This window comes from Pseudomonas sp. P5_109 (assembly GCF_034009455.1).
In the GTDB taxonomy this organism is placed as follows: Bacteria; Pseudomonadota; Gammaproteobacteria; order Pseudomonadales; family Pseudomonadaceae; genus Aquipseudomonas.
This window is the reverse complement of sequence record NZ_CP125380.1, coordinates 1,125,177-1,146,379: the sequence shown is the minus strand read 5'-3', so window position 1 is coordinate 1,146,379 and position 21,203 is coordinate 1,125,177. Positions and strand designations below refer to the sequence as shown.

Annotated in this window: 16 protein-coding genes, 1 tRNA gene and 1 pseudogene; 10 read left to right on the top strand and 8 right to left on the bottom strand. The window is 58.3% G+C overall.

Features of this window, described 5'->3' with window-relative positions; translation table 11 throughout:
* The first annotated feature begins 33 nt into the window (after nt 1-33).
* The 5 genes from QMK54_RS05005 (at nt 34) to QMK54_RS04985 (ending at nt 4,199) form a co-directional block, all read left to right on the top strand.
* Nucleotides 34-118: transfer RNA gene (locus QMK54_RS05005), tRNA-Leu, on the top strand.
* 159 nt (nt 119-277) lie between these two features.
* Nucleotides 278-607, top strand: a complete 330-nt coding sequence (locus QMK54_RS05000; protein WP_320402166.1) for a hypothetical protein — start codon at nt 278-280, stop codon at nt 605-607.
* Nucleotides 608-871: 264 nt separating this feature from the next.
* On the top strand, nt 872-2,428 hold the full coding sequence (locus QMK54_RS04995; RefSeq protein WP_320402165.1) for an ATP-dependent nuclease: 1,557 nt from the start codon (nt 872-874) through the stop codon (nt 2,426-2,428).
* Between the two features lie 50 nt (nt 2,429-2,478).
* Nucleotides 2,479-3,264: a hypothetical protein gene (locus QMK54_RS04990; RefSeq protein WP_320402164.1), complete on the top strand. Its 786-nt coding sequence runs from the start codon at nt 2,479-2,481 to the stop codon at nt 3,262-3,264.
* A 623-nt stretch (nt 3,265-3,887) separates the two neighbouring features.
* Nucleotides 3,888-4,199, top strand: a complete 312-nt coding sequence (locus QMK54_RS04985) for a DUF3077 domain-containing protein (protein ID WP_320402163.1) — start codon at nt 3,888-3,890, stop codon at nt 4,197-4,199.
* 315 nt (nt 4,200-4,514) lie between these two features.
* Here the strand turns inward: QMK54_RS04985 and QMK54_RS04980 are convergent, their stop codons facing one another.
* Nucleotides 4,515-4,754 (bottom strand): DUF6429 family protein, encoded by a 240-nt coding sequence (locus QMK54_RS04980; RefSeq protein ID WP_320402162.1) that lies wholly within the window; start codon nt 4,752-4,754, stop codon nt 4,515-4,517.
* Between the two features lie 629 nt (nt 4,755-5,383).
* Here QMK54_RS04980 and QMK54_RS04975 point away from each other — a divergent pair.
* From QMK54_RS04975 to QMK54_RS04960, 4 genes are read left to right on the top strand one after another with little or no spacing between them, the layout of a single operon-like run.
* Nucleotides 5,384-5,860, top strand: a complete 477-nt coding sequence (locus QMK54_RS04975; protein WP_223531430.1) for a formate dehydrogenase subunit gamma — start codon at nt 5,384-5,386, stop codon at nt 5,858-5,860.
* Nucleotides 5,860-7,416, top strand: coding sequence for a formate dehydrogenase beta subunit (locus tag QMK54_RS04970; RefSeq protein WP_320402161.1), 1,557 nt, complete (start codon nt 5,860-5,862; stop codon nt 7,414-7,416). The genes QMK54_RS04975 and QMK54_RS04970 overlap by 1 nt, the downstream gene beginning before the upstream one ends.
* The gene (fdhF, locus tag QMK54_RS04965; protein ID WP_320402160.1) at nt 7,413-10,289 is read left to right on the top strand and encodes a formate dehydrogenase subunit alpha; all 2,877 of its coding nucleotides are present in this window, start codon (nt 7,413-7,415) and stop codon (nt 10,287-10,289) included. Before QMK54_RS04970 ends, fdhF begins: the two co-directional genes overlap by 4 nt.
* A complete protein-coding gene (locus QMK54_RS04960; RefSeq protein WP_110660085.1) occupies nt 10,286-10,507 on the top strand; it encodes a formate dehydrogenase subunit delta in 222 nt (73 codons plus the stop codon). The genes fdhF and QMK54_RS04960 overlap by 4 nt, the downstream gene beginning before the upstream one ends.
* Before the next feature lie 154 nt (nt 10,508-10,661).
* On the opposite strand, the gene QMK54_RS04955 is transcribed toward QMK54_RS04960, so the two are convergent.
* Nucleotides 10,662-11,156 carry a hypothetical protein gene (locus tag QMK54_RS04955; RefSeq protein WP_223594183.1) on the bottom strand — a complete coding sequence of 165 codons (495 nt, stop codon included), beginning with the start codon at nt 11,154-11,156 and terminating at the stop codon, nt 10,662-10,664.
* Nucleotides 11,157-11,514: 358 nt separating this feature from the next.
* Here QMK54_RS04955 and QMK54_RS04950 point away from each other — a divergent pair.
* Nucleotides 11,515-11,853 (top strand): annotated as a pseudogene (locus tag QMK54_RS04950) (EamA/RhaT family transporter); the annotation flags it as partial.
* A gap of 48 nt (nt 11,854-11,901) precedes the next feature.
* Here QMK54_RS04950 and QMK54_RS04945 read toward each other — a convergent pair.
* From QMK54_RS04945 to QMK54_RS04920, 6 genes are all read right to left on the bottom strand, one after another.
* On the bottom strand, nt 11,902-12,249 hold the full coding sequence (locus QMK54_RS04945) for a potassium channel family protein (RefSeq protein WP_320402159.1): 348 nt from the start codon (nt 12,247-12,249) through the stop codon (nt 11,902-11,904).
* 296 nt (nt 12,250-12,545) lie between these two features.
* Entirely contained in the window at nt 12,546-14,189 is a 1,644-nt protein-coding gene (locus QMK54_RS04940) for a fatty acid--CoA ligase (protein WP_110662223.1), read from the bottom strand.
* 23 nt (nt 14,190-14,212) lie between these two features.
* Nucleotides 14,213-15,991, bottom strand: a complete 1,779-nt coding sequence (locus QMK54_RS04935) for an acyl-CoA dehydrogenase C-terminal domain-containing protein (protein WP_320402158.1) — start codon at nt 15,989-15,991, stop codon at nt 14,213-14,215.
* Between the two features lie 6 nt (nt 15,992-15,997).
* Nucleotides 15,998-18,517, bottom strand: coding sequence for an efflux RND transporter permease subunit (locus tag QMK54_RS04930; RefSeq protein ID WP_110661916.1), 2,520 nt, complete (start codon nt 18,515-18,517; stop codon nt 15,998-16,000).
* Nucleotides 18,518-18,533: 16 nt separating this feature from the next.
* Nucleotides 18,534-19,613 carry a WD40/YVTN/BNR-like repeat-containing protein gene (locus tag QMK54_RS04925; RefSeq protein ID WP_320402157.1) on the bottom strand — a complete coding sequence of 360 codons (1,080 nt, stop codon included), beginning with the start codon at nt 19,611-19,613 and terminating at the stop codon, nt 18,534-18,536.
* Between the two features lie 222 nt (nt 19,614-19,835).
* Nucleotides 19,836-21,194: a DUF1329 domain-containing protein gene (locus QMK54_RS04920; RefSeq protein ID WP_223594189.1), complete on the bottom strand. Its 1,359-nt coding sequence runs from the start codon at nt 21,192-21,194 to the stop codon at nt 19,836-19,838.
* Between the last annotated feature and the right edge of the window lie 9 nt (nt 21,195-21,203).

Sequence of the window (21,203 nt, the reverse complement as noted above, 5' to 3'; positions counted from 1 at the left end):
GGTTATCTCATCTCTATACTTCGCCGCCATTGAGCCCTGATGGCGGAATTGGTAGACGCGGCGGATTCAAAATCCGTTTTCGAAAGGAGTGGGAGTTCGAGTCTCCCTCGGGGCACCAAAATTAAGAAAGGTCTTGCTTAGCAAGGCCTTTTTTTTCGTCCGCAATAAAGTGATTGCCACGCCGCCCACCTGTAGGAGCCGGCTTGCTGGCGATGCCTTTGACCCTGCCCTTCCACACCACCCGCACCGCCGGAACATTTCACAAGGATTCCCCCCCATGGAATTACACCTGGAAACCGTCGCCCTCTTCTCCCTCAAACTGGCTTATGAATCGGAAGATTCAAGCCCGATTTTGCGTGACGATCTGGTCATGGGTGACTACCAGCGGGATGTGTTTGAGTTGCTGGTGCGACGGGGGGATGTTGAGGGGATTCAGGTGAAGGTGGATGAGTGTGTGGGGTTGGCGTTGGAGGCTATTGGGGGTGTGGATAAGCCGTTGGGGCGGGAGTTGGGGAGGTTGGCGGGGGAGTTTGCTGGGATTCAGGCGATGGAGCAGCTTGATGGTCCGCTCATCGCGCTCAAGAGTTATTTGAATGACATTCAATGAATGAAGGTCGGTGATCTAAAAGCGGAAATGCCCAATAGCCGCCACCTTTTCCACGTCCCCTTTCCCAGGTTTTCCCCCTACTTACATTATCCAAGTCCGCCTCAAGCCAAAGCGGACAGGCGGAAATCATTTTTTAAGCCCGAGCGACCGAGCTGAAATCTAAAAAATTTCGCCAAAGGACTCCCTAGACAATTCACATCGAAAGCATTAGCGTTAGGCGTAGTGGCCAACTGCCTACTGTCAACATTTACGTAGGGTAGTCGTGTGAAATATAGAGAAAGCAAATTAGATAAAGAGCTCCGACAATGGTTCACCAACGACTACTCAAAGAGACTATTGCGACAAATAACTATCACTGAAGGTGCAATTCGCGGAATAAGCTCTCTAGACGTAACTTTTGATTATCCTATAACCGCATTTGCAGGTGCGAATGGTTCAGGAAAATCAACCATTCTTGCTTTGGCCTGCTGCGCTTACCACAACATTAAAAAAGGTTTTAAATTAGCTAAGAGAAAAAATAGCTATTACACCTTCTCAGATTTTTTCTTACAGCACACCAATGAAGTTCCACCACAAGGCATAGAGATACATTACTTCTTTGCCTTAGATTATCTTTCAAAAGACGAACGCACTCCCGACGGCAGAGGAATCGGCTATCAAATCCGAAAGAAAAACAAAGGCGGAAAATGGAATAACTATGACTCGAGAGTTCACAAGAATGTAGTCTTCTTGGGGATCGAACGAATAGTTCCACACTCCGAAAGAAGCCAGTCTCGCTCATACTCAAAATCATTTAAAAATATAGCAGCAAAAGGCTGGGAAGGAAAAGTCAAAGACACAGTAGGATTTATTTTAGGAAAAAAATACGATGAGTACATGCATCTGGAGCATGCTCGTTATAGTTTACCAGTGGTAACAGTAGGCGACCTTACCTACTCTGGCTTCAATATGGGAGCGGGCGAAAACGCGCTTTTTGAAATCTTTTCAACCATATACTCTTGCCAAGGAAACACCCTTCTAGTGCTCGACGAAATAGAACTCGGACTGCACGCAAAGGCACAACGTAACTTCATGACAAAACTTAAGGAGGTTTGTAAAGAAACTGGGACCCAAGTTATCTGCACTACTCACTCAAAGGAAATTTTTCAATGCCTGCCTGACGATGCAAGGTACTTCATAGAGTCGATCAGGGGCAAGACTAAATTAACCCCAGGAATCTCCCCTGAATTTGCCTTCGCCAAGCTTGGCGCGAAAGAAAATCAAGAACTCGATTTATTTGTAGAAGATGAGGTCGCTCGTGCGCTTGTTCAAGCATGTCTACCATCTCACATTCGGGCGCGAATCAAAATATCAGTAATTGGCTCGGCTACAGCAATAGCAAAGCAGCTTGCTGCTTTGAATGTGCGTGGAGAGGAAAGACCAACAATTGCTATATTCGATGGAGATCAAAGACCTTTACGATCCGACAATCTTAATCACGCACGCAAGATGGCGGAAAACCCTACAAAAGAGTTTGATGAGTGGTTTTCCAGCAGGGCTGAATATTTACCAGGAAATACTTGGCCAGAAGCATGGATCATACAAAAATGCATGGAAGTTCCTGCGTTTGTATCTGCTGCTCTAGATCTGGAAGAGGACCGGGTACTTGAGGTTCTTGAATATGGCTTACAGGCTGGAAAACATAATGAATTTTTCGAAATAGCGTCGCACATAGGATTGGACAAAGAGCAAGTACTACAACAAATGTGCCGTGTTATATCAAAAGAGTTCAGCGATGACCTAAAACCAATGAAAGACCTAATTGAGTCACGATTGGATTGATATTATCTTCAGCGCCCCCTATATCCGAACCACTTTTTAATCGATGACCATTGAGACTGGATTATCCAAAAAAGAATAATGAGTCCACATTCAAGCATGCCAGATCAATACCGAACATCAAAATATTTTCTAAAAAACGAACCAAGTTTACTTTAGCACAACAATATAAAATACCTGATGCAGAGGATTTCATGAATTCAAAAATACCGGTGATGATTTTTTGCGCCGCCCTCCTCCTTATGGCCGCAATTGTCACGGCATACTTAGATATGTTTGGGCTCAATCGCGTTCCCGATCAAGCCACCTGGGGAGCTTTCGGCGATTATTTCGGTGGAATTTTGAATCCGGTTTTCGCACTCTTCGCATTCCTCGGCGTGCTTTGGTCCCTTGATATACAAATAAAACAAGTGAGACAACTATCCATTGACAGGCAAGCGGAAGAGGTTCTTGTAGTTATTAAAGACATTGATTCAAGAATTAGGGAGTTAATGGAGATCGTGGTGGGAGGCGTAGGCACTGACAAATTGAAGATACATCACATGGTAGCGGAGGCCGAGCGAGGCGCTGGTGTATTAGGAAACTCTGACTCCTACACTCAATTCGTCTATATTGCCCGCCAGCCTGGTTCAATTGTAGAGTCCACAGTAAGAGAGCTGCGAAATCAAATAATTGCACTGCACAGCTTTCTGATACGACATCCGTATAGTCAAGAAGGCAAATACGCACCAATCATTGAATATTACACAACAAAAGCTAGGCACATAGTGTTAATGCTGCACGAAGTCCAGGGCTTACCAGAGGCTGTGATCCGCCACTTCAAAATTATGGATAACTAGAAGGCGAGCCGATACAAACCAGCAGTCCACACACTAAAATCAGACTTCACCCAGTAAAAAACTCAACGTCGATTATTATTCTGGATGGTAGAAAGTACAGCTTAAACGCCTGCTTCTTGCCGATGCGAATTTTAGGGATAACATCTTTTTGTGCCTAACAGCAGCCCAACACAGGCAGTATTTTAGTTAGCTCTCCCGGTGAGATATAAACCAAAGTTTCCGTCTCGGATGGTTTGGGATCGAAGCCTTTGAAGGTTGCAGCAAAACGATCTGCACGATAACCTCCCCACCGTCGCTGCCAATTCAGCGACCGGGTGTGGAAACCCGTGTAATTCAAGGCGCAACAGCGCCCCCATCATGCCTGCCGGCGCTTTTTTTATGCCTGCGGCGTGAGTTATGGCGGCTGTGCGTGGGACGTCTTCGGGCGTGCCGGTTTCCTTGATTCCCGGTTTTCCACCCTGCGCACAGCTGTCACCCATTCGTGTGGAAACGAACGTGGCAGCTCCTCATATCAAGGAGTTGGATAATGCGCAGTATCAATCCGTTTGAAATTTGGCTTTCCCCTCAACGCAGTTCCCAATCGCGTAACCCCCCCATTGCCTCTCCATCCTCGGAGGTGGCCAATGACTGAACAATCTGAACTCAAAACCATCGGCCTGACGCCTGCGATCTACTGTGCGGATCAAGCGCTGTTTCATGTCACTCGCGGGGTTCCTCTTGGTGATGCGTTGTCCATGGCTTCTGATTTTCTGTTCCTGGCTAAGACGCTCACTGAAGATGCTGCTTATGCCAGAGACACTGACCGTCATGCTTGGGCTGCGCATTATCTGACTTCGATGAGTAAGGCGTTGGTGGATGATGCGGTGAAGGTGTTGACGAGGGATCGGGATAGTGAGGTGGCGTCTAAGCGGTCGGGCGCTAAGGCCGAGGCGTAGTGGGCGAAGTGTCGGGATAGCTTTTGGTTTCAGAAGTTAGGCATTACGTTGTGAGAGCGGGCTTGGGTGCGTTAGACGGGGGCATTCAGCAGGAAATGTGAATGGCTTGCGTTTTTCGGGAGCGAGCTCGCTCCTACAAGGGACTGGGTTTCAGTTCGGCTTTTTGTGGTGGCTGGGCTGGCGCCTTCGCGGGCAAGCCCGCTCCCACAGGGATTGCGGTGAGCTGATAGGCATTATTTGGCCCAAGTGTGTGACTGGTTTGTGAATTCGGTACGCCTTTAGTATTGATGCTGGTTGGGCGGCGCTTAGCTGGACTCATTCACCTTGAGTTTTCACACCGAACAACTGGCCGGCTATCCGCCGACCGCGCTCCAATCCTTCCTCCGTTAACCAAATTGATTTTTTCCTGTTCACCGGATCACTGATGAAACCATGTTCATGCAGTCGGTTCATGACCTCGAAGTCGAACCCTTTCCAGGCGTTGCCGCTGTCGAAACTGAAGGTTGCCAACAGGGCAAGCACGGCGTCTTCAATGAGTTTGTCGTCGTATTCCATGGTCATTGCTCCGCTCATATTTACAGCTATCGTCGGGTCTGTGATGGGCGTTCCATTCCCCCTCTGGCTTCCATAAAAACATAAGAATAGTGCGTTCAACCACATGGCGCCGGTGAGTGGTCCCACGGCTGTTATAGCCAGCTTTTTCAACTGAGCAGGTATCGCCAGGCAACTGATTCAACATTGATGCTGTCTGGGCTGGCGCATTCGCGAGCAGGCTCGCTCCCACAGGGAATACGTCAACGCTTCTGCACCTGAGAAAGCCCCACACATCTGATGCTGTTTCTCCCCTGTAATGCTTGCTATACATCACCCATCGACAAGCCCTCCGGGCATTAGGCCACTGTGTGAACGCCCCTCGCGGCACTCATCTAGACTTAATGGATAGTCGTAGGCAGAACCGAACACGTCGCTTTGGTGCAGGTCGATCAACAGCCGCGTGGCAAGCTGCCCTTTATGCCCAGTAGAGGTGCGGCGAAGACCGTGCCGGGCACAACAAGATGCCCATTCAGGGTGCCCTGGCCACCGGCCTGAAATCCACGATACCGTGACGTGGTGTGAGTGCCGCAGCCGACACTTTCGGACGACCGACGACCTTCTGGTTTGTCCGTGACCGTGAGGATTGCTGAATGCCTGATGAGATGTTGCACCTGCCTGTGGTCAACAGTCTGCTGGAGCGCCATAAGGGCACCCCGGGTGCGCTGTTGCCCATTCTTCATGATATTCAGGAGCGCATCGGTTACGTCCCCGATGTCGCCGTCCCCGAGATTGCCCATGCCCTCAATCTGAGTCAGGCCGAGGTGCGTGGGGTGATCAGTTTTTACCATGACTTCCGTACCGCGCCGCCTGCGCGGCATATCCTGCGGCTGTGCCGGGCTGAGTCGTGCCAGAGTCGTGGTGCCGAGCAGCTTGCCGCGCAGTTGCGCGAGCGGCTGCAACTGGATGATCACGGCAGCAGTGCCGATGGCAGCATCAGTTTGCGTCCGGTTTATTGCCTGGGTGCGTGTGCCTGTTCGCCGGCACTGGAGCTGGATGGCCGGGTGCATGCGCGGCTTAGCGCAGAGCGGCTGGATGCGTTGCTCGATGCTTGTCGGGAGGACGCGTGATGCCGGCTTTCTATCTGCCCCGTGACTCGCTGGCCCGTGCCGTAGGCGCCGAAGAAATTGCGGCAGCCCTTATCATCCATGGCCGGGGCCGCGTTATGTCTGAGTTGCAACGCACCAGTTCGCGCGGCCTGTATTGGCTGGAACCATTGCTGGAAGTGGACACGCCGCAAGGCCGTTTCGGCTTCGGCCCACTGACTGCTGACGATGTACCGTCAGTGCTCGAAGCCTTGAAAGGCGATCCGTCTGCCCATCCGTTGGCGCTGGGCCTGGTGGAAGAGTTGCCCTATCTGAAGACGCAACAACGCCTGCTGTTTGCCCGCGCCGGCATCACCCGGCCGCTGTACATCGACGATTATCTGGATCATGGCGGTTTCGAGGGTTTGAAAAGAGCCATTGCCCTAGGTGGCGAACAGACCGCGACTGAGGTATTCGATTCAGGCCTGCGTGGCCGTGGCGGCGCGGCCTTCCCCGCCGGGATCAAATGGCGCACGGTGCACGCTACCGAGGCTGCCCAGAAGTACATCGTATGCAACGCCGACGAAGGCGACTCCGGCACTTTTGCCGACCGCATGTTGATGGAGGGCGACCCCTTCCTGCTGATCGAAGGCATGGCGATTGCCGGCATTACCGTCGGCGCCACTTTCGGCTACATCTATGTGCGCTCGGAGTATCCGGATGCTGTGGCGACATTGCGCGCAGCGCTGAACATTGCCCGAACTGCCGGTTACCTGGGCGCCAATGTCGGCGGCAGCGGCTTGGCTTTCGATATGGAAGTGCGCGTCGGTGCCGGTGCTTACATCTGTGGTGAAGAAACCGCGTTGCTGGACTCCCTCGAAGGCAAGCGCGGGATCGTCCGCGCCAAGCCGCCGATTCCGGCGTTGCAGGGTTTGTTCGGCCTGCCGACCTTGGTGCACAACGTGCTGACCTTGGCCTCGGTGCCGCTGATTCTGGCCAAGGGTGCGCAGTTCTATCGCGATTACGGCATGGGCCGTTCCCTTGGCACCATGCCCTTCCAACTGGCGGGCAATGTTCGTCACGGCGGTCTGGTGGAACGGGCCTTTGGCCTGACCTTGCGAGAACTGGTGGAAGACTACGGCGGCGGGACCGCCAGTGGCCGGCCGCTGAAGGCTGCGCAGGTGGGTGGCCCGCTCGGCGCCTGGGTGCCACCTTCGCAATTCGACACGCCGCTGGATTACGAAGCCTTCGCCGTCATCGGCGCGATGCTCGGTCACGGTGGTGTGGTGGTGGCTGACGACACCTTGGACATGGCCCACATGGCGCGTTTCGCCATGCAGTTCTGCGCCGAGGAATCCTGCGGCAAATGCACGCCATGCCGCATCGGTTCGACCCGTGGTGTCGAGGTGATCGACCGTCTGCTGGCCGCACCCGACCAGAACAGTCGCGATGCGCAGGTGATCATCCTCAAGGACCTGTGCGACACCCTGCAATACGGTTCGCTGTGCGCGTTGGGCGGCATGACGTCTTATCCCGTGGCCAGCGCTCTCAAGCACTTCCCCGCTGACTTCGGTCTGCAAGCCTCGGAGGCCGAGCAATGATCACTCTCTTCGACCCGAACACCGATATCGATTTGGGCACGCCGGCCCGCGACAGCCAGGTGCAAGTCACCCTGAACATCGATGGCCGCAGCATCAGCGTGCCCGAAGGCACTTCGGTGATGCGCGCCGCCGCGCTGCTCGGCACCACCATTCCAAAACTCTGTGCCACCGACAGCCTGGAAGCCTTCGGCTCCTGCCGCATGTGCCTGGTGGAGATCGACGGCATGCGCGGTTATCCGGCGTCCTGCACCACGCCGGTCAGCGAAGGCATGAGCGTGCACACCCAGACGCCCAAGCTCGCGACCCTGCGGCGCAACGTCATGGAGTTGTACATCTCCGATCACCCGCTGGATTGCCTGACCTGCTCGGCCAACGGCAACTGCGAGCTGCAAACCGTGGCCGGTCAGGTTGGCCTGCGGGAGGTGCGTTATGGCTATGAGGGCGACAACCATCTGGCCGAGGTGAAGGACACGTCCAACCCCTACTTCGACTACGACCCGAGCAAGTGCATCGTCTGCAACCGCTGTGTGCGTGCCTGCGAAGAAACCCAGGGCACCTTCGCCCTGGCGATTACCGGGCGCGGTTTTGAATCCCGGGTCTCGGCCGCTGGTGGGGATAACTTCCTAGACTCGGAATGTGTGTCCTGCGGCGCCTGTGTGCAGGCCTGCCCTACTGCAACCCTGATGGAAAAAAGCGTGGTCGAACTGGGCCAGCCCGAACGCAGCGTGATCACCACCTGTGCCTATTGCGGGGTGGGCTGCTCGTTCCGTGCCGAGATGAAGGGCGACAAACTGGTGCGCATGGTTCCGGACAAGAATGGCCAAGCCAACCACGGCCACTCCTGCGTCAAAGGGCGTTTTGCCTGGGGCTATGCGACCCACCCAGATCGCATCACCAAACCGATGATCCGCAAGCACATCAGCGACCCGTGGCAGGAAGTCAGCTGGGATGAAGCGGTGACTTACGCCGCCAGCGAATTCCGTCGCCTGCAGCAAAAATATGGCCGCGACTCCATTGGTGGGATCACCTCCAGCCGTTGCACCAACGAAGAAACCTATCTGGTGCAGAAACTGGTGCGCGCCGCGTTCGGCAACAACAACGTCGACACCTGTGCGCGGGTCTGCCACTCGCCGACCGGTTATGGCCTGAAGCAAACGTTGGGCGAGTCTGCTGGCACCCAGAGTTTCGATTCGGTGATGCAGGCCGACGTGATCCTGGTGATGGGCGCCAACCCCAGCGACGCCCACCCGGTGTTCGCCTCCCAGCTCAAACGCCGTCTGCGTGAAGGTGCGCGGCTGATCGTCATCGATCCACGGCGCATCGATCTGGTGGACACGGTGCATGCCCGCGCCGAGTATCACCTGGCCCTGCGCCCCGGTACCAACGTCGCCATGCTCAACGCACTGGCCCATGTGATCGTGACTGAAGGACTGCTCAACCAGGACTTTATCGATGCCCGTTGCGAACCTGGTGATTTCGCCCACTGGAGCGAGTTCGTCAGCCGCGCGGAAAATTCGCCGGAAGCCCTCGGCCCAATCTGCGGTGTACCCGCTGCCGATATCCGTGCTGCTGCGCGTTTGTATGCCACTGGCGGCAACGCGGCGATCTATTACGGCCTTGGCGTCACCGAACACAGTCAGGGCAGCACCTCGGTGATGGGCATCGCCAACCTGGCCATGGTCACCGGCAACATCGGTCGCGAAGGCGTGGGCGTGAACCCGTTGCGCGGGCAGAACAACGTGCAGGGCTCCTGTGACATGGGCTCCTTTCCTCACGAGTTGCCCGGTTACCGGCACATCTCCAACGAGGTGGTACGGGCGCAGTTCGAACAGGCGTGGAACGTCACCCTGCAACCCGATCCGGGCCTGCGCATCCCCAACATGTTCGAGTCGGCCCTGGCCGGCACTTTCAAGGGCCTGTATTGCCAGGGCGAAGACATCGCCCAGAGCGATCCGAATACCCAGCACGTCACCGCGGCCCTGTCGGCCATGGAGTGCGTGGTGGTGCAGGATATTTTCCTCAACGAAACCGCCAAGTTCGCCCACGTGTTCCTGCCGGGCAGTTCGTTCCTGGAAAAGGACGGCACCTTCACCAACGCCGAACGACGCATCTCCCGGGTGCGCAAGGTCATGGATCCGCTGGGCGGCAAGGCTGACTGGGAAGGCACGGTGGCCCTGGCCAATGCCTTGGGTTACCCGATGAATTACCAGCATCCATCGCAAATCATGGATGAGATCGCCAGCCTGACGCCCACCTTCACCAACGTCAGCTACGCCGAACTGGACCGCCACGGCAGCCTGCAATGGCCGTGCAACGCGGCGGCACCGGACGGCACGCCGACCATGCACATCGAGGAGTTCGTGCGCGGCAAGGGACGCTTCATGCTCACCGGCTACGTGCCCACTGAGGAAAAGGTCAACGCTCGCTATCCGCTGCTGCTGACCACCGGGCGCATTCTCAGCCAGTACAACGTCGGCGCGCAGACCCGGCGCACCGAAAACGTTGCCTGGCATGACGAAGACCGCCTGGAAATCCACCCGACGGACGCAGAGAGCCGTGGCATCAACGAAGGTGACTGGGTCGGCATCGGCAGCCGCGCCGGGCAGACCGTGCTGCGGGCGCGGATCACCGAACGGGTCGCGCCGGGCGTGGTGTACACCACGTTCCACTTCCCTGAGTCGGGCGCCAACGTGATTACCACCGACAACTCCGACTGGGCCACCAACTGTCCGGAGTACAAGGTCACGGCCGTGGAAGTCAGCCGCGTTTATCACCCTTCGGAGTGGCAGAAGCGCTTCCAGGAATTCAGCGATGAACAGCATCGTCTGCTCAAGGACCGGGGCCGTGGCGCCAAAGCGGAGGTACGCCGATGAGCACCGACAACCTGATCAAGATGGCCAACCAGATCGGCCAGTACTTTGCCACCCAACCGGACCAGGAACAGGCGGTGCTGGGCGTGCGCAATCATCTGCAGATGTACTGGGCGCCGAGCATGCGCAAGGAGTTGTTGGCCTGGCAGACGGAGCATAAAGGGGCGGATCTGCACCCGCTGGTGCAGGCGGCGGTGAGTGGGGCGGGTTGGGAGGCTTAGACCAGGGGAACTGTGGGAGATTCTAGGGTTGAGGAAAAGCCCTCAACCCGCTTTTGGTTAGTATTCGCTCAGCCCTTGCAGCAGGGCTAACTATTTCGAAGAGCTTGGTGGCCACGGGAGCGACCACCAAGCACTCGATATCGATCTTATTACTTTACTGCTTCACATTGTTCTCATCGAACACCCATCCAATCTTCCCCTTGTGATCTTGATCTAGTTTAAGACCCTTAGCCTCTCCTTGATTTGTTACTTTACGCAACCCGTCGAGGAATGGATTTCCATCTATACCGGCTTTTTTAGCGGACTTCAGATTATCGATAGCCGAGTCTATTTTTTTGGCCATTGAGTTTAACCTGTCTGCTTTAAAGCTTGCATGCTCATAAGAGCTCCGCCCTAATTGAGCTTTCCAGGCGTTGACCTCTACCAACTGATCAGACAAGGTCTGACGAATAGCTTTAGCATCACTCATGCTAGTTATTTTCTTATCAGCAGAAGGCTTCTGACTCTTGAGCTCCACAACCATTTCCGAGGCGCTTTGCAGTACAGTATTTATACTACGAGCCAACTTATTAATATCGCTTTTATGCACAGTTTTTTGGGCAGTATCAAAAGACATCTCCCTTAAGCCATGACTACTAGATACGTTCATCGCCACTTATCTCCAGAGTAATTTTTAAATACGCAAGGCATTTACATACAGCAGCCGCAGAACAGGTTATTGCCCCATTACAGACAGCTGAATTTGAAGCCTATAACGCAATAAAATATTTACTCTTTCAAATTTCGCTCACTTTTATAAATTCATTTCGCTGCCCCTTGGCATCCCGGCTCAGCCTGCTGGCTGAAAAAACTGTGGAAGCGGGCTTGCTCGCGAAGGCGTCAGTTCAGGCGACATTGATGTTGAATGTGCTGCCCTGTTCGGCGCCGGCAGCCGACTGGCCTGACAGCCCCTGAATGGCCGTGGTTCATCGGGGCCATTGTCGCCGGGGGCGTGTTGCTGGCATGGCCTGGCGTTGCGCGGTCTTGGTACGGCGCGGACCGGGGCGTACTTTTCTACGGCGCCGTTCCTGGGAGCCGCGATAGCCATCCTGTTTTTCGGTGAAACCGTGACCTGGGTGTTCTGGATCGCTGCCGGCTTGATGGGGCTTGGGGTGTGGATTCATCTCACACGAACATCGACACGAACCGCAAATCCACGACCACAAGCAGGTTCATGATGAGCATCACCAGCATGAACATGATTTTGAGTGGGATGGTGTGCAGCCCCATAGACATGTGCACCAACACTCACCGAAGTCCACAGTCACCCGCACTTTCCCGACATCCATCACCGCCACTCGCATTGAGCCCCCGCAGGCTGTGGCCATTTGTAACCGGCCGCAGCCATCACGTCTTTACTCGACCTCCTTCTTCCTCGACGCCGTCACGGTCACTTCAATCGCCCGCACGCTGATCGCCGCGAATGTCGCCGTCATCAGTACGCCGTTGAAGCCCAGCAGGACCGCCAGCACTCGCGAGACGCCGAGTTTGGGTACGAGCTCCCCGTAGCCGATGGTCAGGCCGGTCACGAAGGCGAAGTAGACCCCGTCATCAGGGCTCCACCCTTCCAGTTGGGCGATGATGAGGCCAAACGCAATCATCACTAACAGCAGTATCGAGAAGATCGGCCACACCACTTTGAAGTAGAACCAGACGGCTTCGTAGAATTCGTGGCGGACGTTTGCTGCATGATTGAGGTTCATATCATGGGCTTCCTGGGGTTTGCCTGACCGGCATTTGAATGCGCAGCGGTTCAATACCCCGTTCAGCTTGGCACAAGTGCTGAAAACTGCGACCGACGGGGCGTTATCTTTAGCGGGGACTATGGCAAAGATGACGCCGATGGGGCTATCCAGAAACCGCCTGACGACGATGGATTCCTGTAGGAGCGAGCCTGCTCGCGATGGACTCGAGAGCGCCGTGGTTAACCAGATAACACGCGTTATCGTTAACGACCATCGCGAGCAGGCTCGCTCCTACAAGGTTTTTGGGTTGCCCCTCAGTTCGCTTCCGTTTCCCGGATCAGCTTCTTGTTGATCTTGCCGACGCTGGTCTTGGGAATTTCGGCAACGAACTTGAACTGCTTGGGGATCGCCCATTTGTTGATGCGCCCGCCGTCGACGAAGGCTTGCAGGTGCGTCTCGAGGATCTTGCGGTCGAGGAAATGCCCCGGCTCCCCCACCACCATCGCCATCGGCCGCTCGCCCCATTGCTCGTCAGCGATGCCGACGACGGCGACGGACATCACGCCCGGGTGTTCGCTGATCAGGCTTTCCAGTTCCAGGGAGCTGATCCACTCGCCGCCGGTCTTGATCACGTCCTTGATGCGGTCCTTGATTTCCACGCCGCCGAGTTTGTCGATCGAGGCCATGTCGCCGGTGTGCAGCCAGCCGTTGTGCCACAGCTCCGCGCCTTTGTCCGGGGCGTTGAGATAGCCCTGGGTCAGCCACGGCGCGCGCACCACGATCTCGCCCAGGGACTCGCCGTCATGGGCCACGTCGTTGCCGTCGGCGTCGATGATCTTCAGGTCGACCATCGGCACCGGCGTGCCGGTCTTGATGCGGATCGGCAGTTGCGCTTCGGCGGATAGCTTGAGGTCTTCGTCGCGCAGGTACGTCAGGCACAGCAACGGGCAGGTCTCGGACATGCCGTAGCCGGCGTGTACCACCATGCCTTTGGCATTGGCTTCGCTGGCGACGCCGAGGGTCAGCGCACTGCCGCCGAGGAGCATTTTCCAGCCGTCGAAACGGGTCGCCTTGCCTTCTTCACAGTTGAGGATCATCTGCAAAATGGTCGGCACGCAGTGGGAGAAGGTCACCTTCTCTTCGCGGTACAGCCTGACCAGGCTATTGGGCTCGTAGCGGCCGGGGTAGACCTGCTTGAGCCCCATCAGGGTCGCGACATACGGCACGCCCCACGCATGCACGTGGAACATCGGCGTGATCGGCATGTACACGTCGTCGGAGCGCAGCAGCGGCTGGCCCTGATAGGCGCCCAGGGTGCCGACCGCATTGAGGGTGTGCAGCACCAGTTGCCGATGGCTGAAGTACACGCCTTTCGGGTCGCCGGTGGTGCCGGTGGTGTAGAACAGCGTGGCCACCGAGTTCTCGTCGAAATCGGGGAAGTCGTACTGGTCCGGAGCCAGGGACAACAGGTGCTCGTACTCGCCCAGCACCGGCAGCGAGGTCGTGGTCGCCTCGTCATCGGTGAGCTGCAGGTAGCCTTTTACGGTTTCCAGCCGTCCGTGGATCTGCTCGACCAGGGGCAGGAAATCGTCATGCACCAGCACCAGGTCATCCTCGGCGTGGTTCATGGTGAACAACACCTGCTCCGGCGACAGGCGAATGTTCACCGTGTGCAGCACCGCGCCGATCATCGGCACGGCAAAGAAGCATTCCAGGTAGCGGTGGCTGTCCCAGTCGAGCAGGGCCACGGTGTCACCTGCCTTGACCCCCGCTGCGGTCAGCGCGTTGGCCAGGCGGCGGATGCGCTTATTGAGCGTCTGGTAGCTGTAGCGCAGCTTGTCGGCGTAGACGATTTCCCGACCCGGCTCGTAGCGCACGCCGGACAGCAGCAGTTGCTTGATCAGCAAGGGATAGGCATAAGCGCCGTCGGCGGGCGGGATTATTTTTGTTTTCAGCATGGTTGGAGTTCCTTGTCCTTCGATCAGAACTGATCGGCTTGCAGCTCGTAGAGGCAGTCACTGCCGGCTTTGACCGATGCGCTCAACGAGTGGATACGCGGCAGCAAGCGGGCAAAGTAGAAGCGCGCGGTCGCCAGTTTGCTGGTGTAGAAATCGTCCTCGGCATCGCCGCTCATGACGGCCTTGGCCATGCGTGCCCACATGTAGGCGTACGCGGTATAGCCAAACACGTGCAGGTACTCGACCGAGGCCGCGCCGATTTCGTTCGGGTTGTTTTGGGCCCGGTCCAGCAGCCATGCGGTCAGCTCGTCGAGGCTGTCCACGGCGGCATTCAGCGGCTTGCTGAACTCGTCGAGTTCGGCACTGGCGTTGGCGGTGAAGTTGCGGATTTCCGAGGCGAACAGGCGGTAGAGCGCCCCGCCGCTGCCGACGATCTTGCGCCCGGCCAGGTCCAGGGACTGAATGCCGTTGGTGCCTTCGTAGATCTGGGTGATGCGCACGTCGCGCACCAGTTGCTCCTGGCCCCATTCGCGGATGTAGCCGTGGCCGCCGAAGATCATCTGGCCGTGAAGGGTGGTTTCCAGGCCCATGTCAGTGAGAAAGGCCTTGGCCACCGGGGTCAGCAGGGACACCAATTCTTGTGCGCGGTTGCGGGTGACTTCGTCTTCGCTGTACTTGGCGGTGTCCAGTTGCAGCGCGACGTAGCTGGAGAACGCACGACCGCCTTCGTTCAAGGCCTTCATGGTCAGCAGCATGCGGCGCACGTCCGGATGCACGATGATCGGGTCGGCGGAGTGGTCCTTGTTTTGCGCGCCGGTCGGTGCACGGCTTTGCAGACGGTCACGGGCGTATGCGACGGCGTTCTGGTACGAACGCTCGCCTTGCGCCAGGCCCTGGATGCCCACGCCCAGACGCTCGTAGTTCATCATGGTGAACATTGCCGCCAGGCCTTTGTTCGGCGCGTCGACGATCCAGCCGGTGGCGCCGTCGAAGTTCATCACACAGGTGGCTGACGCCTTGATGCCCATCTTGTGTTCGATGGAACCGCAGGACAGCGCGTTGTTGTCACCCAACGAACCGTCGGCGTTGACCAGCACTTTAGGCACCAGGAACAGCGAAATGCCTTTCGGGCCAGCCGGTGCATCCGGCAGTCGCGCCAGTACCAGATGGATGATGTTCTCGGTCAGGTCGTGCTCGCCGCCGGTGATGAAGATCTTGCTGCCGGTGACCTTGTAGCTGCCGTCGGCCTGCGGCTCGGCGCGGGTGCGGATCAGGCCCAGGTCGGTGCCGGCATGGGCTTCGGTCAGGCACATCGAACCGGTCCAGATGCCGGCGTACATGTTCGGCAGAAAGCGTTGCTTGAGTTCTTCGCTGGCGTGGGCCTTGATCGACAGGCACGCGCCGGCGGTCAGCATCGGGTACAGGCCGAACGACAGGCTGGCCGAGTTGACCATCTCTTCGACCTGCGCCGAAATAGCCTTGGGCATGCCCATGCCACCGTACTGCGGATCACCGCCGACACCCACCCAACCGCCGCCGGCGAAGGCTTGATAGGCCTGGGCAAAACCGTCCGGGGCGCTGACCGAGCCATTGCTCCAGGTGCAGCCCTGCTCGTCGGTGGCGCGGTTCAAGGGTGCGATCACTTCGCCGCTGATCTTGCCGGCCTCTTCGAGGATGGCGGCGGCGGTTTCTTCATCGATCACGTCGGCCAGGCCGGGCAATTGCGCCCAGAGCCGGGACACCTGGAAAACCTCGTTGAGTACGAAGCGCATGTCGCGCAGGGGAGCTTTGTAATCAGACATCTTGGCTTACTCGGAAGTGGTCAGGGCATGTGGCACGCCCGGACGTTCAGTGGATTCAGTGTTTTCGTCTGCCGCAACAGAACCAGGCTTGGGTGCCCGTTCGCGTAGCAGGAAGTACGACAGGGCCGGGATCAGGATCAGCGCGCCGAGCATGTTCCACAGGAACATGAAGGTCAGCAGGATGCCCATGTCGGCCTGGAACTTGATCGGCGACCAGACCCAGCACACCACGCCCGCCGCGAGGGTGATGCCCACCAGCCCGACCACGCGGCCGGTGAACGACACCGCATTGCGGTAAGCCTCGGACAGCGGCAGGCCCTGGCGCTGGAAGTGCAGTTGCACGCTGAGCAGGTACAGGGCGTAGTCGACGCCGATGCCCACGCCGAGGGCGATCACCGGCAGGGTCGCGACTTTCACGCCGATGCCCATGGCCACCATCAGGGCTTCGCAGAGGATCGAGGTCAGCACCAGCGGCAACAGCGCCACCAGCGTGGCGCGCCAACTGCGGAAGGTGATCAGGCAGAACAGCGTCACCGCCGCATACACGTACAGCAGCATGGTGCGGTTGGCTTCGCGTACGACGATGTTGGTCGCGGCCTCGATCCCGGCGGTGCCGGCGGCGAGCAGGAACTGGCGATCAGGGGTGCTGTTTTCCTTGGCGAACTTGTCGGCAATCGCCACTACCGCGTCGAGGGTCTCGGCCTTGTGATCCTTGAGGAAGGTGATCACCGGCATCAGCGAGCAGTCGGTGTTGAACAGCTCCGGCGAGTTGACCGAGGCTTGTTGCGCGGCGTAGTTGAGAACGTCCTGGTTGCGCTGGATGCTGTTGAGCTTGGGGTTGCCCTCGTAGGTGCCGGCGGTGATCTGACGTACCGCGTTGACCAGCGACGCGGTGGCCTGCACGCCCGGATACTGTTGCAGCTCCCAGGCCAGGCGGTCGGCGAGGACCAGGGTCTTGTAGTTCAGGCAGCCTTCCGGCGCGGTCTTGATCATCACCGCGAACAGGTCGCTGGACAGCGCGTAATGCTGGGTGATGTAGGCGTTGTCGCGGTTGTAGCGCGAGTCGGCGCGCAACTCCGGCGCCCCGCTTTCCAGGTCGCCGATCTTCAGGTTCAGGCTGACCACGTAACCGCCAATGCCCATCAACACCGCGACCAGCACCGCACCGGTGGCCCACTTGGCGGTGGTGAAGCGATCGAGCGCGTCCCACAGCTTGCCGAAGCCTTTGTGCTTCTCGGCGCGGTTGTCGATTTTCAGCGCACGCTCGGCGGCTTTCGCGCCCACACCGACATAGGACAGCGCCACCGGCATCAGCAACAGCGAGGTGAAGATCAGCACGGCGACGCCGATGCTGGCGGTGATTGCCAGGTCCTGGATCACCGGGATGTCGATCAGCATCAGCACCGCAAAGCCCACGGCATCGGCGAGCAACGCGGTGACGCCGGCAATGAACAGACGGCGGAAGGTGTAGCGCGCGGCGATCAGCTTGTGGGTGCCACGGGCGATGTCCTGCATGATGCCGTTCATCTTCTGCGCCGCGTGGGACACGCCGATGGCAAAGATCAAAAACGGCACCAGTACCGAGTACGGATCGATGGCGTAGCCGAGCCAGGCGACGATGCCCAGTTGCCAGACCACCGCGATCAGCGAGCAGCCGACCACCAGCAAGGTGCTGCGCACGCAACGGGTGTAGGCGTAGATGATCACCAGCGAAGTGACCACGGCCAGGCCGAAGAACATCATCACCTGGATCAGGCCGTCGATCAGGTCGCCCATGAGTTTGGCGAAGCCGATCACCCGCACCTTGTAATGGCCGCTGCCTTCTACCCCGGATTTACGCGCAGCGCTGTCGCCGGCGTATTCGATCTTGTCGCGCAACTGCTCTTCGAGCATCTGCGAGAACGCGTGATAGTTGATGCGTTGACCACCAGCGGCGGCTTTGTCCAGCAGCGGCACGATCAGCATGGTCGACTTGAAGTCGCTGGCCACCAGGCTGCCGACAATGCCGGCGCGGGAAATATTCTGGCGCAGCTGTTCGATCTGCTCAGGCTGCCCCGAATAGGTGTCGGGCATCACCGGGCCACCCTGGAAACCGTCCTCGGTGACTTCGGTCCAGCGCACGGCCGGACTCCACAGCGACTTCATCCACGCGCGGTCGACGCCTTCGGTGAGGAACAGTTGGTCGTTGACCTGCTTGAGTACGTCGAGGTATTCGGGATCGAATATATCGCCCTGGGTGTTCTCGACCACCACCCGCACCGAGTTGCCCAGGCCGCGCAGGGAAGCGCGGTTTTCCAGGAAGTTCTGGATGTACGGCTGGCTCTGCGGAATCATTTTTTCGAAGCTTGGGCGCAACTCCAGGCGAGTCACGGCCATGAAGCCCAGCACCACGGTGGCCAGCGCCATCAGCAGCATGAACAGCGGGCGGTAGTTGAACACCAGCCGCTCGAGGAGGTTGCCGGAGCGGTGGTCGAAATCCCGCAGATCGCGGATCACCGGCATGGCGTCTTGTTTGATATTGCCCATGTCTGGGTTCTCGCTCTTAGGGTTCGAGGGCTAGCGTCTGGGCGCCACGGCTGCCCGCGACCACCAACGCGCCAGCGGCGGACTGGGTGGCAGCGGACACCGGAGTCCGTGCGGGCTTGCGCACCCACTGCATCTGCGCGCCAGTGCCCTGGCTGACCAGCATCTGCCCGCCCTGGGTGAACAGGCGATAATTGCCATGGGCATCGATCAGGCCGGCGGTGATGCTGACGTGCAGGCCGCTGTCCAGTGCGGTCCAGCTCTGGCCGCCGTCGGTGCTGCGCAGCACGTTGCCGCGCAGGCCGTAGATCAGCACTTCGCCAGGCTTGCCGAGCACGCCGAAAAAGCTGCCTTGATAGGGCGTCGGCACGGCATTGAAGCGTTGGGCGCTTTCGTCCCACTTGAGCAGCAGGCCCTGCTCACCGGCGATGTACAAAGCGTCGCCGGTGGAGGCGATGGCGTTGAGGTGAAAACCCTGCGGGTTGTCGGTGCGGTCCTGGAACGGGGTCCAGGTCTGGCCGCCGTCGTCGGTGCGCAAGATCAGGTTGAACACGCCGACCACATAGCCGGTTTTATCGTTGGCAAACCAGACGTCCAGCAGCGGTTTGTCCGCGCCCTGATCGACCAGTCGTTGGCCTTCCATAGCCAACTGGGGCCATTGCTCGTTGCCCGGTTCGGCGCTGGCCAGCGCCGTGTAATGCTTGACCAGCAAGGCGCCGATCTGACGACCGTCGAGTTGCTTTTGCCAAGTCGCGCCGGCGTCGCTGCTGTGCAGCACCACGCCGTCATTACCCACCGCCCAGCCTTGGGTGGTGGTCGGAAAATTCACCGCAGTGAGGTCGGCACTGGCCGGTACGACGGCCTGTTGCCAGTGGTTTCCCGAATCATCGGAAAACAGAATATGGCCACGCTGGCCGACGGCGATCACGCGCTCACCGGCGCGGGCCATGCCGGACAACGGGCTGTTGATCGCCAAGGCGCTGACCCTGGCGGGCAGGTCCAGCACATCGACGTATTCGGCCGCTTGGCTGACGCCCTGCGACAGGCAGAGCACAACGCCAAACGCCAGCTGCAGAATATTATTTTTATACGAACACATACTGCGTCCTCTTCGGAAAACCGCGCCGAGGCACACATCCGTGTGCCTGACGTTTAAACCTCACGCCGTACAGGACATGCCGGTTGTAGGAGCGAGCTTGCTCGCGATGGGCGTTAACGATGACGCGGGGAGTCTGGTTCCCCGCGGTGTCCTTGAGTCCATCGCGAGCGAGCTCGCTCCTACAGTGCCGGTGGATCGTGCGAGCGCGTTTTTGCGGTTGGCTTAGCGAATACCGGCGCCTGCCAGGGATTCCGAAGACCACTGGGCCTTGGAGAGCGGTTCGATGTACTTGATACCGCCGTAAGGGCCGACCACGCCGTTGATGTTGTACGAACCGCCGACCAGGTCGTAGATCATGAAGGGCGTCGAATCCGGAACCTGCTTGTCGTAGCTCTGGCTCAGGAAGGCGAAGGAACCGCGATAGAGCTGGCCACGGGCGTCATATTGATCCGAGGCCAGAGCGGTCCAGCTGTCTTCGTCGAGGTAGAAGCGGCGTTTGGCGTAGATGTGACGGGCACCGGCCTTGAGGTTGCCTTCAACGACCCACACGCGATGTTTTTCCCAACGCACGAAGTCAGGTGACAGGTGGTTGGCGGTGGTCAGCGACTTCGGATCCTGCACGTAGGTCAGCTTGTAGGTGTTGTAGGGCACGATCATTTCCTGCTTGCCCACCAGCTTCCAGTCGTAGCGGTCCAGTGCACCGTTGAACACGAACACGTCATCGTAAGTGCCCGCGCCAGCGGTACCCGGGTTAGGCGTGTCGTAGGCCAGGCTCGGCGCCAGTTTCACCCGACGCTGCCCCGGCAAGTACTGCCAGGCGCGGCGCGGCTGCTGCAACGGGTTGGCGGCGTCCTTGAGCATGATCGCCTCACCGGCGCGGCGCGCAGGGCCGGTGTACGCCAGCTTCATCTGGTAGTACACGTCGGCGCTGCTGATCGGCTGCGACAGGTTTTCGTAGATCGGATAGGAGATGTTCGCTTGCCCGGTGGTCGCCAGGCTCGCCACGCCGGCCGAGTCGACGTTCCAGGAGTCGTACTTGGAGCTGATGCTGACGCCCTGGTAGCGCAACAGGAAGTTCCACATCGCTTCGTTGCCCGATTGCGGAATCGGGAACGGAATGCCCGGCAGCACGTTGTCGATGGCCAGGCCACCTTCCAGGGACTTGGCGCCGCTGGCGTTCTTCACGCCGTTATCCAGAATCGCCTGAGGCAGCGAAACGGTGCGGTGCGTCGGGAACACGTCGACACGGAACGTCGGGAAGCGCTTGGCCAGTTCTACCGTGGTTGCCGTGAGCAGGCCCTTGTACTGATCGACGTTCTTGCCGTCGATCACCAGCAGCGGTTTTTCACTGGCAAACGGATCCGGACGCATGCTGTCGCCGGCTTTGAAGCTGGCTGGCGGCGTGGTCAGGCCACCGGCATAGGCTGGGATGGAACCATCAGCGTTCCCGGCTTTTTCAGCCCCTACCTGCGTCAGGCTGGTGCCCAGTTTGGCAGCTTCCTGGGTTGAAACAGCGGCCTGTGCCTGAGCGGCAAGGACCATGGCCAGTGAAGCGGCCAACACGGTTTGTACAAATTTCATCTTGTTATT

What these genes read in the sequence shown, in the direction of transcription:
- QMK54_RS05000 (WP_320402166.1), top strand. Translation starts at nt 278, where the DNA reads ATGGAATTACACCTGGAAACCGTCGCCCTCTTCTCCCTCAAACTGGCT.
- QMK54_RS04985 (WP_320402163.1), top strand. Translation starts at nt 3,888, where the DNA reads ATGACTGAACAATCTGAACTCAAAACCATCGGCCTGACGCCTGCGATC.
- QMK54_RS04980 (WP_320402162.1), bottom strand. Translation starts at nt 4,754, where the DNA reads ATGGAATACGACGACAAACTCATTGAAGACGCCGTGCTTGCCCTGTTG.
- QMK54_RS04975 (WP_223531430.1), top strand. Translation starts at nt 5,384, where the DNA reads ATGCCTGATGAGATGTTGCACCTGCCTGTGGTCAACAGTCTGCTGGAG.
- QMK54_RS04970 (WP_320402161.1), top strand. Translation starts at nt 5,860, where the DNA reads ATGCCGGCTTTCTATCTGCCCCGTGACTCGCTGGCCCGTGCCGTAGGC.
- fdhF (WP_320402160.1), top strand. Translation starts at nt 7,413, where the DNA reads ATGATCACTCTCTTCGACCCGAACACCGATATCGATTTGGGCACGCCG.
- QMK54_RS04960 (WP_110660085.1), top strand. Translation starts at nt 10,286, where the DNA reads ATGAGCACCGACAACCTGATCAAGATGGCCAACCAGATCGGCCAGTAC.
- QMK54_RS04955 (WP_223594183.1), bottom strand. Translation starts at nt 11,156, where the DNA reads ATGAACGTATCTAGTAGTCATGGCTTAAGGGAGATGTCTTTTGATACT.
- QMK54_RS04945 (WP_320402159.1), bottom strand. Translation starts at nt 12,249, where the DNA reads ATGAACCTCAATCATGCAGCAAACGTCCGCCACGAATTCTACGAAGCC.
- QMK54_RS04940 (WP_110662223.1), bottom strand. Translation starts at nt 14,189, where the DNA reads ATGCTGAAAACAAAAATAATCCCGCCCGCCGACGGCGCTTATGCCTAT.
- QMK54_RS04935 (WP_320402158.1), bottom strand. Translation starts at nt 15,991, where the DNA reads ATGTCTGATTACAAAGCTCCCCTGCGCGACATGCGCTTCGTACTCAAC.
- QMK54_RS04930 (WP_110661916.1), bottom strand. Translation starts at nt 18,517, where the DNA reads ATGGGCAATATCAAACAAGACGCCATGCCGGTGATCCGCGATCTGCGG.
- QMK54_RS04925 (WP_320402157.1), bottom strand. Translation starts at nt 19,613, where the DNA reads ATGTGTTCGTATAAAAATAATATTCTGCAGCTGGCGTTTGGCGTTGTG.
- QMK54_RS04920 (WP_223594189.1), bottom strand. Translation starts at nt 21,194, where the DNA reads ATGAAATTTGTACAAACCGTGTTGGCCGCTTCACTGGCCATGGTCCTT.